Raw genomic sequence first — 15,453 nt, forward strand, 5'->3', positions numbered from 1 at the left:
CACCATCGAGCGGCAACAGTGATGCTACCGATTTGTTTGTTGCACACTCAACGGCTTCAGGACAATGTTTCTCAACCTCAAAGATATTATTCTGCTGCTGCACCCCATCCTTGCCTGCACCTTTGTCTTTCCGGTGATTGGCATCACCACCTTCTTTGCCTTGCAAACGCGTGAGCGGCGGCTGGCCACGAAATCAACAATTCCACCGACCGTGGGGTCGCTCCACGTTCAGTTGGGCAATCTGTTGGCGGCTGGAGTTGTCGGGATCACCCTCGTGGCTCTAGCCTACTCGGTGATCTTTGGCTTTCAGGGCTTTTTGATGCAAGCAAAAACTAATACCCTGCAGCCCCTCTCAGTCATCTTAGTCGCCTTAATGTTTATCGTCACCATTGGGGCAACGGCGCTGCTGTACCGGGCGCAGTCGACGCTATGGCGGGGTGTGTTTGCCACCCTTTCCGGCATGGGGGTGGTGGTTCTAGCCTTCCAGCCCGGGGTGTTCCGGCGGGATGATGAGTGGTGGGCATCCCACTTTTACTTTGGTTTAGTGGCCGTTATGCTAATGATTTTTTCGGTGGCGATTGTCCGTGACATTTATCAAGATAGAACCCTAACGTGGCGACGCATTCACATGAGCCTGAATACCGTTGCCTTAGTGTTGTTTCTTTTGCAAGGCATTACCGGCACTCGCGATCTGCTGGAAATTCCCTTAAGCTGGCAAGCGCCAGTGGTGTATCAGTGTAATTTTGATGTCAATTCACCGGACTTTAAGACCTGTCCGTCCCCCTAATGCCGATACAATACTACGGGTTGGCATCCTCCCGCTGTCTAAAAGGGGATGACCGGAGGTATGGATGGCAGATTGGGTAACATGGCTGCAAGCAATTGTTTTGGGACTGGTTCAGGGCATCACGGAGTTTTTGCCCATCAGCAGTACCGCTCATTTAATTCTGTTTAGTGATGTATTGGGCTGGAAGGGCGTTTGGCACAAGACAGCACTGGATGCCATGCAGTTTGGTAGTGTCATTGCTGTGTTCTGGTACTTTTGGCCTGACCTTCGCCAAATTGTCATGGGTGCGTGGCAGGCATGGCAGCAAAAGGACTGGCAGCGGGATGAGTGGAAGCTCTTGATCGGCATTACTGTTGGTACGCTCCCTGCCTTAGGGGTGGGATTTATTTTGAAGCAAGCGAAGGTGGTGCTGGATACTCCAGAGATTATTGCCACCATGGCGATCACCATGGCAGTTCTGCTGGGGTTAGCCGAAAAATTCGGATCTCGCAAGCGCGCCTATCAGGACATTGGCATTTGGGATGGCATTCTGGTGGGCTGTGGCCAAGTCATCGCCCTGTTGCCGGGGGCATCGCGATCGGGGTCAACCTTAACGACGGCGCTCTTTTTGGGGCTGAATCGGGAAACGGCGGCTCGTTTTTCTTTTTTACTGGGCATTCCCACCTTGACGATCGCGACGTTGGTACAGGCCAAAGATGTGTTTGAGGAGGGCACCTTGTTTATTCCCCTACTGGTGGCCATTGTATCAAGCATGGTGTTTTCCTATTTAGCGATTGCTTGGCTCTTAAAATTTTTGCAGCGGCACTCAACGTGGGTGTTTATCTGGTACCGCATTGGGTTGGGGGTGGCCCTCTGGGGGGCGATCGCCCTCGGATCGCTACAGGCTGCCACTTAGGAGGGGTTAATAAAAATTTAATTTAGCCTGTGGTCAAGATCACAGCAGAATCACGGATGTGTACTCATACTAAGGTACGGGATCGTGGAGTATGGACTTAATATGCTGAGAGGCAGCGATCGGGTGTGCCATTTACCTCAGCACTGCTGGGGTTGTTAACTGTAAGATTAACAAGAGATTGTGTAGCCTATGCCACTGCATACCCTCAACAGCGATAATGCCGAGTTAAAAACTTCGACCCTATCCTTACTACAGACCTATCAAGCAACACCAACACTAGAACTGCGCAATCAACTGGTGCAGCTTAACCTAGGGTTAGTCCGCAAAGAAGCCTATCGCTGGGTGCAGTTCTCTCAGGAGAGCTTTGAGGACTTAATGCAAATTGGCTGTATGGGCTTAATTCGGGCGATCGAGCGCTTTGACCCCAGTAAAGGGGTAGCTTTTAGCTCGTTTGCCATGCCCTATATCCGCGGTGAAATCCAGCACTACCTGCGGGATAAAAGCCCACAAATTCGTGTACCACGGCGATGGTACACCTTGCAGTACCAAGCCAAGCGCGTTAGCCAAGACCTGCGGCAACAACTCAACCGCTGTCCTACCGACAGTGAAATTGCCCATGCCCTTGAGGTACCCCTTGAAGAATGGGAAGCTGCCAAGTTAGCTACCTACCATGCCACCCCTATCAGCTTGGATGCTCCCACGGTTGAAGGCGAGGACGAAGGAGCGTCCCTTGGCGATATTGTCCCTGACCAACGGTACCAAAGCTTTCAGTTAGCCCAAGAAGATCGGTTGCGTTTGCAGCAGTGCCTCCAGAAACTCGAAAGCCGCACCTGTCAGATTTTAGAGTTTGTCTTTCTCCACGATTTAAGCCAGAAAGAAACTGCTGAGCTACTCGGTTTAAGTGCCGTAACCGTATCTCGGCAAATTAAAAAAGGCCTGCGTGCGCTCCAGCAAATGATGGCAGTAGATGATAAAGATTGACATACTCCCCATGCCTAAAGGCAGGGGATTCTTGTTCTTGGTTCTGCGACAGCACTTATCGCATCAGGTTGCCCTGCTACAACAGCGGTGCTTATCTCCCCAAGCGTTCCCCCTTGCGGGGCAGTTCCCTTTTGCCCAAAGGTACTGTTAAACCAACCAAAAAAAACTTAGGTTGTTTTCTAGCCGTTAGGCTATTGGGTTTTTAGAGAGGTTGATTACCCTTACCTCTGGTTTTAGTTTAAACTAAAACCACTCTAAAAGACGAGTTTTTAGGCCTAAAATTTTCGATAACACAACATGCGCCTTATATCCCCATGCCTGAAGGCAGGGGCTTTACAGCGTTTTCGGTAAGGGGTGCCATGTTTTGAAGGGGTTGATGTGCTTGGGAATCCGTGTGAGTAGCTAACACCCAACTGGATACTGAAATTGACAACCAGATTGTAGTTGCTAGGGGAATAACCACTAGCAGGCCAGCAATTAAGTCATTTTTAATCGCTTGTTTGAGTCGATGGAGCACAACAAACTCAGAACGGGGAGTGTACTTATAGCTTAACGGTTGTGGGGACGGCTGATTAGGGAGGCGGGCGGTGAAAGGCTAAACTACTATACAGCATGAAAGCAGCATCCCAAGGGCTATCTTCACGGCGAAAGAGGTTGAGATGGGGGGGAATTTTACTGAGCAACTCGCTAAATTCGAGAGCTGTTTCAGCAAAGCTACTAAAGTCGTTCCAGACGGGGCGATCGCCACAGTTATGCTGCCATAGACTAGACAACTGCCGCCATTTTGCCCAAGATGTATGGTGATCCAGTTCGATTTCTGGTGCTGTCGCAATATCAAGGGTTCCTAGATCAAGCCCCTGATTAAACTGATAGCCGCCGCGATAAAAGCGCAGAATCTGGTTTTTTTCGGTTAAGTGTAGGTCACAGCACTGGGCGTGATCTTGGATTTGCTGTTTGCGGCTGACTTTGCCTTGGCGATCGCGATCAAACACCAGCTCAAAAATTGGCAGTAGCCCCTCCACCCGCTGCGTGACCTCTGCCCACTGAAAGGTCAGTGTAAAGGGCTGGGGATGCAGGGCACTGGTACACACCACCTGAGGCTGGGGGGAAAGTGCTTGAAAATAGCGAACTTCAAGGACAGGGGTCTGGGTTAATGCCGCCATGGGGACACAAAACAACGGCAAGCCCACGGCCTGTAGCTCTTGCCGATATACCATCAGCTCTGCAAAATTACCGCAGCGGATCAACCGCCATCCGCGGGTGGGAATTAACAAGCGGGCGGCATAGGGATCAATTTTTAGAATGCTTGCCAGATGACGCGCTAGGGGAGCCTTCGCCTCTGGATTGGCAACGCCTTCCAGTACCAGTACCCCCTGTTCTTCAACGCCGACTACTGCATGGGCTTGGGCGATCGCCTGCTGTCGCTGCTGCTGCCGCACCTGCTCAATCGTCTGCAACCCTTGCCGTGCGGCTTGGGTGAGCTTAGGACCACAATTCAGTCGCAGCAGGTTCCGAAACGTTGTTTCTGCTTCGGCGAGGCGATCGGTCTTGAGGTACAACCGTCCTTGACAGAGCAACACCCGCGGATCCTCCGCAGGAAGTTGCCCTAGGAGCTGCTCTGCCTGCTGATAGTTACCCCGATCCAGTGCTGCCAATATCTCAGTAATCATGCATAGACTACCCCGCTGCTCTGGGTCTATTTTAGGCATCTATTTTAGCACTCATCTCCAAGCCCTCAATTGTTTATGAAAATAGCTCTCCCGTTAGTATGGTGATAACTATTACTAACTTAGAGAAGCAAACTAATAACCTTTCTCGAAAATTGTTGAAGTTTACAAAGCTATGCGCTTGTCGTTTAATCAACTTAATACGATTATTGATTCCCGCCGTTAATCCGCTCGTAGTGCGGTTTCTAAAGTAGTTTATAATTCCATCTAAAGGGTTCCCAATCATTATGATTGCTGGATTACAAACGGCTCCTGTCTGATATAGCCATTCTTGAATTCGATGCTTCCCTTCCTCAATTATCAACAACTTCTCATCAATTCCACACAATTCTTGTTTCCATCGGTACGCTTTTTCTAATCGCTTTGAGCGTTGCAAAAGCTGCTCTAATTTGACCGTTTCTTCTAGCATTAAATCTGGATCATTCCTCAATAAAATAAACTTGCTGCCTCGATCTAATACACCCGCTTGCTTGCGAATTTTATTTAATTCTTCATTAGATGTGCAGCGACAGTAATGCCGTCAATAATTGGTCAATGTGCTGCGGTGTGTGATCGGCACGCAGGGTAATCCGCAGCCGACTGTAGGGCACGGTGGGCGGACGGACAGCAGCCACCCAACAGCCCTGAGCCTGTAACTGCTGTCCCCATGCTTGGACGGTGGCCACATCAGGGGCAGGGAGGCAAAAAATGGGGGTCGGCACGGAACGAGGCAGCACCTGCACTCCTCCCTTAGCCAGTCCTATGGCCAACTGCTGAATGCGATCGTGTAGAGCTTGGCGGTGTTGGGGTTCAGATTGCACCATCTGAATCGCAGCTAAGGCAGCGGCGGTATCAGCGGGGGAGAGGCCAGTACTATAAACCCACGTACTGGCGCGGTGGCGGAGGTAGGTAATGAGGGACTGATCGCCTGCGATATACCCCCCTAAGCTCCCCAGCGCTTTACTGAGGGTTCCCATCTGAATCACCCCAGTGTTGGACTGGCCTAGGGCTTCTAGGGTGCCTGCCCCCGTTGCCCCTAATACGCCTGTGCCGTGGGCATCATCCACCAAAACCATGGCAGTAAATTCTGCCCCAAGCTGACGGATGTCTGGCAGTGGGGCAACATCCCCATCCATACTGAACACTCCGTCGCTGAGAATCAGGCAACGGCGGTACTGGTGACGGKATTTTTTTAAGTAGTGCCGCAACTGTTCCACATCATTGTGGTGGTACTCGTAGTAGGTTGCCCGGCTTAGGCGTGCTCCTTTTTTAAGACAAGCGTGATTATAGCTATCTGCGAGAATGAGATCCCGTGGATCCACTAAAGCGGCAATGGTACCAATATTGGCGGCGGTGCCAGAGCTAAAGACAAGGGCGGCTTCGGTTCCTTTCCAATGGGCGATCGCGCTTTCAAGCTCTGCGTGCAAAGGGCGCTCACCACTGAGTAAGCGGGAGCCTGTTGCACCAGTGCCCCACTCCTGAATAGCTTGAATGGCAGCAGCTTTGACGGCTGGATGAGTGGCTAAGCCGAGGTAATCATTACTGCAAAAGTTAATTAGTGGCTGCCCCCCATCTTCGAGGGTCACAAGGGCAGCCGGTGCACTACTGGCTCTTGGCTGCCGCCACCAGTGGGCTCGCTGAAGTGCACCTAAGGCGGGTTCTAACCATGCAAAAGCTTGAGACATTGTGGCTAGGAAATCAGAATCGGTTCACAGCTGGGGTCTGCTTGTAAGGTGGGGTGGTGGGCAATGAGGTAGGCGATCGCCCTCAGCATTAATGTAGGTGACAGCAAAATTCATGTGGTGAAAATTCACCAAAGTGTCAAGGCGATCGTCAAAGGCTGCCATGTGTGATTGCAAGTGACGGTAGGCAACATCGTTGGCGCACAGGGAATAGTAGCTGTTAAAAAAGTGACAATACCACTGGCTAGCAATAGCTGGAGAGATGTCAAATAATGCTTTGACGCTATATCGTGGTGAATTGCGAGCAGAGTAAAGCGTTAGCAGCTTCACGAAATTATTTTTTTGCTGCTCGAGCAGGGCAAGGTAGGGATCCGTTGTTTTGAAGTGGGAGATGGCCACAAGATTGGAAATTAACCCTGCTGCTGCCAAAAATGGCTCCACATAGCGATCGCCAATAATGTAATCCTCTTGGCTAAAGAGATAAAGAAAGTGTTTCACATCGGGTATGGCTGGAAGCCCCGTACTTCAGTGCGGGGAGGAAAGCTCCTTTAGCAACTTTAGTTGCCTTAGGTTATAATTGTACTGCGGACACCAGAAACGGTTGTTTAAGGCACTGGTAACGGTCGATTGGGGGTGTTGTAAACCACCCCAGAGGCTCGTGGTTGGCTTGCTAACTGCAGGGCTACTAAAAGCTCCCTGCTTTAGCTGGGAGTAGTTTACACAATTTCCCCTCGGATCGGTGCTAGCCCAAGCCGAACAAACCCACGTTTTGTGTACCGTGAGTGTGCGCGAAGGGGTACCCAAGTTTTTGGAGGGCAGTGGCCGTGGCTGGTTAACCGCCGAATACCGCATGCTTCCCGGTGCCACGCGCCAACGGCAGGAGCGGGAAGTGTTAACACTCTCTGGCCGCACCCAAGAAATTCAACGCTTGATTGGTCGCAGCTTACGCGCCGCCCTAGACTTTAGCCGTTTGGGGGAGCGCACGCTCATTGTGGATGCCGATGTGTTACAAGCGGATGCCGGCACCCGTTCTGTGGCCATCACTGGTGGCTATATTGCCTTAGTCGATGCGGTGAGTCAACTCGTAAAGACGGGTGTCCTAGCAGAATCGCCCCTGATTCAGCAGGTGGCCGCCGTTTCCGTGGGACTCATCGACGGGACGGCTTACTTGGATCTCACCTATGCCGAAGATGTCGCGGCTAGCGTTGACTTTAATGTAGTGATGACCAGTGACGGTCAATTTCTTGAGGTACAAGGCACTGCCGAGGCCGGAGTCTTTAGCCGCAGTGACCTCAATACCATGCTCGATGCCGCCGCCCATGGGATTCACCAGCTTGTTTTAGCCCAACAACAAGCCCTAGCAGAGCATTATGACTAATACTGCCATTTACCTCGGACACATTGTTAAATCCAACTCCCACTGTGATTACATTGCCCAGCTGGTGGATCAGTTTGATGTAGCCACCCCACCGCAACCGGAAGACTATGGTTTTGGCCGCTTTGTGCAACTCGCGGATGAGCAGCGGCACTGGGCCGTTGGTGTCATTTATAACTCCCAATTGCTCAACCCGCAGTTTAATCAACTTAGCCCGCGCTTAACAACCACGGCAGACACCTTCCTCAGCCCGGATTTGGTGAGTGAAACCCGCACCCTGCTGTGGATTGCCCTCATTGGCCACCTTGAGCAAGCTCAGGGACACGCCTACGGTCAACAGGGAATCCCAACCTTGGTGGTGCCTGTGAATACGCCAGTGTGGCAGCTAACCCCAAAAGAGATCGCGACCTTTCATCGCAGCCACAACGGACACGCCCAGTTTCGCTACTATGCCCATCTATTGCGCTCAACGGGGAACTATGCTGCTCCCCTGCTTGCCCATATTCTGGAAACCATTACCCCCTTATTTGAGGGCAAAGAGCGGCGATCGCTAGAAATTCTAAGCAAGGAGTTGGCATGGCGGCACACCCTTGGTAGTTTGCGCTAGGCAGCGCCATTGCTATACATATAGCCCAGCTTCGCAATCAAAATTCATGAAAAATCGTGTGCAATAGTGACAAAACTGCGGAGTTTCTGCTAAGGTCTTTAAGTGTGTGAGGAGCGAACCAGTTAAGGGCACCGAGACGAAACACGGCCAGTCGTCGGTGCTCTTTCTGATTTTTGCAACTACAGAGATATGGAGGCGATCGCCAGTGAAGAGGAATGCCCCCACTGTACGCAGAGTAGCAGCCTTGGGGACTCTAGGTGTAAGCGTTTTCCAGATCAGCAGAGCTGCTGCCACTGACAGGACGGTGATGAGTGCTGCCGCTGCAAATTTTAATCATTGAAGATGACCGTGACATTGCCACGCTTGTCGAAAGCACGCTCACCAGTGATGGCTTTAGTTGTCGTTTGTGTCATGATGGCCTGCAAGGGCTAGAGTTAGCCAAAGACCTCCAACCCGATTTAATTATTCTTGACCTGCTGCTACCGCGCCTTGATGGCCTTGAACTGTGTGCTCGTCTGCGTCAAAAGCCCCTTGCCAAAGATCCTTATATTTTGATGCTGACAGCTAAAAGTGATGAAATTGACCGTATTGTGGGTCTTTCCACGGGCGCTGATGATTACTTGGTGAAGCCCTTTAGCCCTCGGGAACTCATTGCCCGGGTGCGGGCATTGTTGCGACGGAGTTTACGCCAAGGGGGGCAAACCCCCATCTACCGTACGTCCAGCTTTACCCTTGACCCCGACCAGCGAAAGGCAGTGCGCCATTTAGGTCACCAGCCCCCAGAAACCCTTGATTTAACAACCCTTGAGTTTAACTTACTGATGCACCTGATGAGCCAACCCGGGCGAGTGTGGCAGCGAGAACAATTAATTGAGCGGGTGTGGGGGAGCGACTACTTTGGGGATGATCGCGTTGTCGATACCCACATCGCGCGACTGCGAAAAAAGGTGGAACCAGATCCCAGTGAACCAAGGTTTATTAAAACTGTCATTGGAGTGGGGTATAAGTTTCAAGACCATGCTTGAGTAGAGGTATGCTGGCGCGGGTTTGGAGTGCAGCGGTTTTGGGCATTGATGCCATTCCAGTAGGGGTTGAGGTGGATGTGGCTGGGGGGCTGCCCGCCATTGTGGTGGTGGGGTTGCCGGATGCAGGGGTACAAGAGGCTCGGGAGCGGGTGAAGGCGGCCATTCGCAATGCTGGGTTTAACGTGCCGATGCGGCGGATTGTAGTCAATTTAACGCCAGCGGATTTGCGGAAGGAAGGCCCCAGTTTTGACCTGCCCATTAGTCTTGGTATCTTGGCGGCCTCTGGTCAGGTCGCCACGGAGGTGCTGGGGGATTATCTCTTTCTGGGGGAGTTGTCTTTAGATGGCACACTACGTCCGGTTGCTGGGGTGCTCGCGATCGCCGTTGCTGCCCAAGCCCAAGGCATGAGCGGGTTGGTGGTGCCCATGGCCAATGTAGCTGAGGCGGCGGTGGTGCAGGGCTTAAGGATCTACGGTTGCCAGACCCTTACGGAGGTGGCCGCATTCCTCAATGACCCGGCATCGCGATCGCCTACAACAGCACTGTCGGAACCAGTGCAGCGCCCTTCCTTTMCCCTTGATCTAAAAGATGTCAAAGGCCAGTACCAAGCCCGCCGCGCCCTAGAAATTGCTGCTGCCGGCGGCCATAATCTGATCTTTGTCGGGCCACCGGGGAGTGGTAAAACCATGCTGGCACGGCGACTACCCACGATTTTGCCACCCCTGAGTTTTAGCGAAGCCCTAGAAGTCACCAAAATCCACTCTGTTGCGGGGTTACTCAAGGAGCGGGGGCGGCTGATCCAAGAGCCACCCTTCCGCAGTCCCCATCACTCAGCCTCAGGTCCCGCCCTAGTGGGGGGTGGCAGCTATCCTCGTCCGGGAGAAATCTCCCTTGCTCACCGTGGTGTCTTGTTCCTAGATGAATTAACGGAGTTCAAGCGGGATGTTTTAGAATTTTTGCGCCAGCCCCTTGAGGATGGACAGGTTACCATTTCCCGCACCCGCCAATCGGTGGTTTTTCCCGCACAATTTACCCTAGTCGCCAGTACCAATCCCTGCGCCTGTGGCTACTATGGCGATCCGGTGCAACCCTGTACCTGCTCMCCCCGCCAGCGGGAACACTACTGGGCAAAGCTTTCTGGCCCACTCCTAGATCGCATTGATCTGCAGGTGAGTGTGAGTCGTCTTACCCCTGAGGAAATTACCCGCCAGACCTCAGGGGAAGACTCGCAAACAGTACGGCAGCGGGTTTTGGCAGCGCGGCAGCGATCGCAACAGCGCTTTGCCCACGACCCCGGTCTGCACTGTAATGCCCAAATGCAGAGTCGCCATTTGCGCCAGTGGTGCCGCCTTGATGACTCCTCGACCACCTTACTCGAAGGGGCGATCGCCAAGTTAGGCTTATCGGCGCGGGCAACAGACCGTATCCTAAAAGTAGCCCGTACCATTGCCGATCTGGCTGCCAGTGAACCCCTACAAGCACCCCATGTGGCCGAAGCCATCCAGTACCGCACGATTGATCGACTCCAATAGGCGCTGGTTACTGCTTGGCCTACTGGCACTCCTCAGCATCCTGCTGGTGGGATGTAGTGCGCCCCGTGCCAGCGATCGCCTCGAGATCACCTTCTGGCATGGGGTCAACCCCCCTGCTAACCGGGTTGTCCTGCAACGCTTGGTCGACCGCTTCAATGCTCAGCATCCTCAAATCCACGTCCAAGCCCTCTACGTCGGGCAACCCGACCAGCAATTGCCGAAAATCTTGGCCGCTGTTGTGGGGGATGCCGCGCCAGATCTGCTCTGGTACAACCCCACCATCACCGGCCAATTTGTCGATCTGGGGGCATTGCGTCCCCTTGATGACTGGTGGGCTACCACCCCCTATCGGAAGCACATCAGCCCTGCCCTCCTGCCCACGATGCGCTACGGTGACCACTACTGGTCCATTCCCTTTGCCACCAACAATGTCGGTATTTTTTACCGCCCCAGCCTGTTTGCTGCCGCAGGCATTACCACTCTCCCCACCACTTGGCAGGAGCTAGAGGCCGTTGCCCAAACCCTGAAAACCACGGGAACCATGCCCCTGCTGCTGGCTCTAGGACAAGGGGAATTCACAGTCTTTACATGGTTGCCCTTTTTTTGGAGTGCCGGGGGGCACCTCGGAGACACTGCCGCCACCGCCCACATTGACACCCCTGCCGCCATCACTGCCCTTGAATTTTGGCAACGCCTCCGCCAAAAAGGGCTAGCCACCCTGTCTGCCCCCGAGCGCGGCTACGAACTGGATCAATTTATCCGTGGGGAGGTGGCGATGCAAATTAGCGGACCATGGACCCTAGGGCAACTGCAACAGTCAGGGGTGGACTTTGATGTTTTGGCCATCCCTGCCCTGACAACCACCGCCACAGCTCTCGGAGGTGAAAACTTGTTTGTCTTTCGCTCTAGCCCTGAGCGTGAACAGGCCGCCCTAGAATTTCTGAGTTATGTCCTCAGCGAGGAGTTTCAAACCGAGTGGGCCGTGGGAACCGGCTATTTACCCGTAAATGAAGCCGTCTTGACTAGCGATCGCTATCAAGCATTTTTAGCCACACAGCCCACCCTGAAGGTATTTTTGGAACAACTACCAACAGCTCAAGCACGGCCAAATTTTCGCGGTTATGCCCGCTTTTCCCAAAATGTGGGTCGCGCCATTGAAAGTGTCTTACTACAAAAAGCGACTCCCACAGCCGCTGTCAAGACTGCTGAGAGCCGCTGGCAACTGATGCGCCCCCGCTAGGCTTAAAATAGACTGGCCGCCGCCTTCACCATATTGCCGGGGTTAAAGGCATCCATAGCCGCAGTGGGTTCATAACCACAGTGCACCATACAATCGCGGCACTTGGGATTACCACTCTTGTGGCCATAGTTCTCCCAGTTCGTATTGTCTAGGAGTTCTTGCCACGTTTGATAATGACCTTCGTTCAGTAAGTAGCAAGGCTTCTGCCAGCCTAGCACACTGTAGCTCGGCATCCCCCATGGAGTACACTCATAATCTTTCTCGCCAACAAGAAAGTCGAGGAACAGGGGATTGTGGTTGAAGTTCCAGTTCTTCTTGCCCGCACGGTAGGGTGCCAGAATCTCGCGGAAAAGGGCACGGGTTTGCTCTCGCTTCAGGAAATGCTCTTGATCCGGTGCCCACTCGTAGGCATACCCCGGAGAAATCATCATCCCATCCACACCAAGGGAGCTAATAAAGTCAAAGAAGGCTTGCATGTCTGCCACATTCGCGCCCTCAAAAATTGTCGTGTTCGTGGTGACGCGAAAGCCTTTTGCCTTGGCTGCCTTAATGGCCTTGACCGCAATATCGAAAACTCCCTTGCGATCCACACACTTGTCGTGCCACTCCCGTAAGCCATCTAAGTGAACGCTGAAGCTAAAGTAGGGGGAGGGCTTAAATTTGTGGAGGTTCTCCTCCAGTAAAATACCATTGGTACACAGATAAACAAACTTGCGCCGTGCCACTAGGCCACTGACAATTTCATCAATTTGCGGGTGCAGTAGGGGTTCGCCGCCGGGAATGGCCACAATGGGCGCGCCACACTCTTCAACCGCCCGAAAGCACTCTTCCGGGGTGAGGTATTTCCGCAAAATGTCTAGAGGATGCTGAATTTTGCCGCAACCGGAACAGGCAAGGTTACAACGGAAGAGAGGCTCAAGCATCAAGGTGAGCGGAAAGCGTTTTTTCCCTTGGAGGCGTTGTGAGATAATGTAGGTGGCGACTTCCACTGCTTGCTTGATGTGGACTCCCATGCGTTAATCTCCTCAATGGGGCTAATGACTCCATCTAAAACTCTTAACAGATGTTTATAGATGCTTATAGTTGTAGCAGCTTTACAGGCGATCGCTAAAGTGTCCTATCAAGTTTCCAAAGTGTCACACACGAGAGGTAGGGGTGGGTAGCGATCGCCACCAGCTCCAAGGGGCAAGAAAGTTTTTTCTAAAGACCCCTAGTCAATATTGACAGAGGTGCGTATAATCAGAGACCATTAGAGTAACTGTAGAAAAATGACTCTAATACTTAACTTTAATAGCCCAAGAGACAAAAAGTTAAGTACTCCCATCTCATCCCAGTTGGCCTTCGGTGGCATCTTTACTACCTGCAACCTGTGCAGAGTCTTCAGGTATCACCAATTTTGCATTCTAGCGTTCGTTGCCAACTGACCTCTACAGCAACTCTGACACCAACCTTACCTCTAGCCATACGTGCTGTCGTCTCCACTGTTTGCGGGGGGCAGCGATGGCTTAGATCTAGCCGTTAGCTTTTTAGCCAATTCATGCTTACGTTTGTTGCGTTAAACTATCCAAGGATAATGAATGCCTAAGCAAATTATTATTGCCGAGCAGCATCGGCTGGCGGCAGTTTTTGCCGAAGATCAAATTCAAGAGCTCATTGTAGCCACCGGCAGCCATCAGGTGGGAGATATTTACCTCGGTGTGGTTGAAAATGTGCTTCCCGGTATTGATGCTGCCTTCGTCAATTTGGGTGACACCGCCCGCAATGGCTTTATCCATGTCACTGACCTTGGACCGCTGCGGTTAAAGCGTACCGCTGGGGCAATTACCGAACTGCTCAGCCCCCAACAAAAGGTGCTGGTGCAAGTGATGAAAGAACCCACTGGCAACAAGGGGCCACGGCTGACGGGGAACATTTCCCTGCCCGGTCGCTATCTGGTGCTCATGCCCTACGGGCGAGGGGTGAACCTGTCGCGGCGCATTGCCAACGAAGCGGAACGGCACCGGCTGCGCGCCCTCGGTATTTTGGTGAAGCCAGCGGGGATGGGGCTACTTGTGCGCACTGAAGCAGAGGGCATGAGCGAAGAGGCCATTCTCGAAGACCTAGAGCTATTGCAACGGCAGTGGGAAACCATTCAACAGCAAGCCGCATCTAGTCGTCCTCCCCTGCTGCTAGGGCGAGATGACGATTTTATTCAGCGGGTGCTGCGGGATGTCTATAGCAGTGATGTGAACCGTATTGTGGTGGATACCGCCGGTGGGGTGAAGCGCGTGAAGCAGCACCTAATGAACTGGAACAGTAATAAACCCCCCGTGGGTGTGCTCATTGACCATCACCAAGAGGCCATTCCCATTCTCGATTATTTCCGGGTCAATGCTGCAATTCGTGAAGCCCTGAAGCCACGGGTCGATTTACCCTCAGGGGGCTACATTATCATTGAACCCACAGAAGCCCTAACGGTCATTGATGTTAACTCTGGCTCCTTTACCAGTTCGGCCACCTCCCGCGAAACAGTGCTGTGGACCAACTGCGAAGCAGCAACGGAAATTGCCCGGCAACTGCGACTGCGCAATATTGCAGGGGTGATTATTGTTGACTTTATTGACATGGACYCCCGCCGTGATCAACTTCAGTTGCTTGAGCACTTTAGTAAAGCACTGCGAGCCGATAAAGCCCGTCCCCAAATTGCCCAGCTTTCAGAACTGGGACTGGTCGAGCTGACGCGGAAACGGCAAGGGCAAAATATCTATGAATTGTTTGGCCGTCCCTGTGCAGCCTGTGGAGGCTTAGGTCATTTAGTGCATTTACCCGGGGAACCGGACGATAGCCCCGGAGAAAGTGTGGAGCGATCGCCCCTGCCACGACCGGCAGACCCCCGCCGTAGCATCGATAACCGCAGCGAACCCAACGGCTTCACCTCAAGTGGTACCACCACAGAGACGCAGTTTCTCAATCATCCCGACTACCAAGAGGTAGGCGGAGCACGGCGATCCACCTCGCGCTCCCCCCGCGGTTCTAGTGGCAGTAATAGTCGTCCGCTGCGCCGCAACAGCGACAGCCGCAGTAGTGAGAGTAGCAATGGTCGCAAGGTGATTACAACCCCCACAGTGGTTGAGGTTGCCAGCCCTGTGGTCAAGCTCAGTCCTGAAACCCGGTCGGCTCGTCCACCGCGCCCCAGTCGTTCGGAGCCGCCAGAGGTGGTCACAGTCACGATGACGGATCAAGAGCAAGCTATCTATGCAGAAATCGGTATTTCACCCTTAGTTTTGCACAGCGAGGAGGTTAAAAATCCGCGCTCAGCCATTGTGATGGTGGCTAGCCCGGGTCAAGAGCCGCTGCCCTTACCAGAGAAAGTGACGCGCCCCCTTGGGGATCCATTGCCAGAGGATCCCCTTGAAGGTGAGACCCCCTTAGATAGCAGTGATAGCAGTGGGGAGTTGCCGCCCATCCCCCTTGAGCCGATCGTTGCGACCGTGCCACCAACTGAAATAGAGCAGGTCGTAGAGGTTCCGCAAGCAGCCCCTACGGAGAGTTCACTCCCCGCGGAGCCAACCGTATCGGCAGGACGACGGCGACGGCGGCGCGTCACCAGCGGTAGTGACTCCTCTGCTCCTGACACCTAGAGA

13 protein-coding genes and 2 pseudogenes are annotated in these 15,453 nt (G+C 53.0%); 9 read left to right on the forward strand and 6 right to left on the reverse strand.

Annotated elements, in window-relative coordinates:
- Positions 1 to 64 precede the first annotated feature (64 nt).
- The 3 genes from L5470_RS03890 to L5470_RS03900 all read left to right on the forward strand — a co-directional run bounded on the left by L5470_RS03890 (position 65) and on the right by L5470_RS03900 (position 2,663).
- Entirely contained in the window at positions 65 to 787 is a 723-nt protein-coding gene (locus tag L5470_RS03890) for a DUF4079 domain-containing protein (RefSeq protein WP_499498270.1), read from the forward strand.
- Positions 788 to 851: 64 nt separating this feature from the next.
- On the forward strand, positions 852 to 1,682 hold the full coding sequence (locus L5470_RS03895) for an undecaprenyl-diphosphate phosphatase (RefSeq protein ID WP_099798102.1): 831 nt from the start codon (positions 852 to 854) through the stop codon (positions 1,680 to 1,682).
- A 189-nt stretch (positions 1,683 to 1,871) separates the two neighbouring features.
- Positions 1,872 to 2,663 carry an RNA polymerase sigma factor SigF gene (locus L5470_RS03900; protein ID WP_499498273.1) on the forward strand — a complete coding sequence of 264 codons (792 nt, stop codon included), beginning with the start codon at positions 1,872 to 1,874 and terminating at the stop codon, positions 2,661 to 2,663.
- 336 nt (positions 2,664 to 2,999) lie between these two features.
- Here L5470_RS03900 and L5470_RS03905 read toward each other — a convergent pair.
- From L5470_RS03905 to L5470_RS03925, 5 genes and pseudogenes are all read right to left on the reverse strand, one after another.
- Positions 3,000 to 3,180, reverse strand: a pseudogene (locus L5470_RS03905) (DUF502 domain-containing protein); the annotation flags it as partial.
- Positions 3,181 to 3,235: 55 nt separating this feature from the next.
- Positions 3,236 to 4,333 carry a tetratricopeptide repeat protein gene (locus L5470_RS03910; RefSeq protein ID WP_499498275.1) on the reverse strand — a complete coding sequence of 366 codons (1,098 nt, stop codon included), beginning with the start codon at positions 4,331 to 4,333 and terminating at the stop codon, positions 3,236 to 3,238.
- Between the two features lie 73 nt (positions 4,334 to 4,406).
- Complete coding sequence (locus L5470_RS03915; RefSeq protein WP_099798942.1) at positions 4,407 to 4,868, reverse strand: transposase; 462 nt, start codon at positions 4,866 to 4,868, stop codon at positions 4,407 to 4,409.
- Between the two features lie 16 nt (positions 4,869 to 4,884).
- Entirely contained in the window at positions 4,885 to 6,054 is a 1,170-nt protein-coding gene (gene bioF, locus L5470_RS03920) for an 8-amino-7-oxononanoate synthase (protein ID WP_499498277.1), read from the reverse strand.
- Positions 6,055 to 6,078: 24 nt separating this feature from the next.
- Positions 6,079 to 6,549: a hypothetical protein gene (locus L5470_RS03925; protein WP_499498279.1), complete on the reverse strand. Its 471-nt coding sequence runs from the start codon at positions 6,547 to 6,549 to the stop codon at positions 6,079 to 6,081.
- Between the two features lie 217 nt (positions 6,550 to 6,766).
- Here L5470_RS03925 and rph point away from each other — a divergent pair.
- The 5 genes and pseudogenes from rph to L5470_RS03950 form a co-directional block, all read left to right on the forward strand.
- Positions 6,767 to 7,429, forward strand: a pseudogene (gene rph, locus L5470_RS03930) (ribonuclease PH); the annotation flags it as partial.
- Positions 7,422 to 8,033, forward strand: coding sequence for a DUF8166 family protein (locus L5470_RS03935; RefSeq protein ID WP_499498281.1), 612 nt, complete (start codon positions 7,422 to 7,424; stop codon positions 8,031 to 8,033). The pseudogene rph and the gene L5470_RS03935, both read left to right, overlap by 8 nt.
- A 311-nt stretch (positions 8,034 to 8,344) precedes the next feature.
- On the forward strand, positions 8,345 to 9,058 hold the full coding sequence (locus L5470_RS03940) for a response regulator (protein ID WP_227517456.1): 714 nt from the start codon (positions 8,345 to 8,347) through the stop codon (positions 9,056 to 9,058).
- A gap of 8 nt (positions 9,059 to 9,066) precedes the next feature.
- On the forward strand, positions 9,067 to 10,590 hold the full coding sequence (locus L5470_RS03945; RefSeq protein ID WP_499498283.1) for a YifB family Mg chelatase-like AAA ATPase: 1,524 nt from the start codon (positions 9,067 to 9,069) through the stop codon (positions 10,588 to 10,590).
- On the forward strand, positions 10,544 to 11,830 hold the full coding sequence (locus L5470_RS03950; RefSeq protein ID WP_099797611.1) for an ABC transporter substrate-binding protein: 1,287 nt from the start codon (positions 10,544 to 10,546) through the stop codon (positions 11,828 to 11,830). Before L5470_RS03945 ends, L5470_RS03950 begins: the two co-directional genes overlap by 47 nt.
- 2 nt (positions 11,831 to 11,832) lie before the next feature.
- Here the strand turns inward: L5470_RS03950 and hpnH are convergent, their stop codons facing one another.
- Entirely contained in the window at positions 11,833 to 12,843 is a 1,011-nt protein-coding gene (gene hpnH / locus L5470_RS03955) for an adenosyl-hopene transferase HpnH (protein WP_448515160.1), read from the reverse strand.
- A 564-nt stretch (positions 12,844 to 13,407) separates the two neighbouring features.
- Between hpnH and rne the strand changes: the two genes are divergently transcribed.
- Positions 13,408 to 15,450, forward strand: a complete 2,043-nt coding sequence (gene rne, locus L5470_RS03960) for a ribonuclease E (protein WP_499498286.1) — start codon at positions 13,408 to 13,410, stop codon at positions 15,448 to 15,450.
- Positions 15,451 to 15,453: the final 3 nt, after the last annotated feature.

The organism is Synechococcus sp. PCC 6717 (assembly GCF_022698185.1).
GTDB classification, from domain to species: Bacteria; Cyanobacteriota; Cyanobacteriia; order Thermosynechococcales; family Thermosynechococcaceae; genus Thermosynechococcus; species Thermosynechococcus lividus.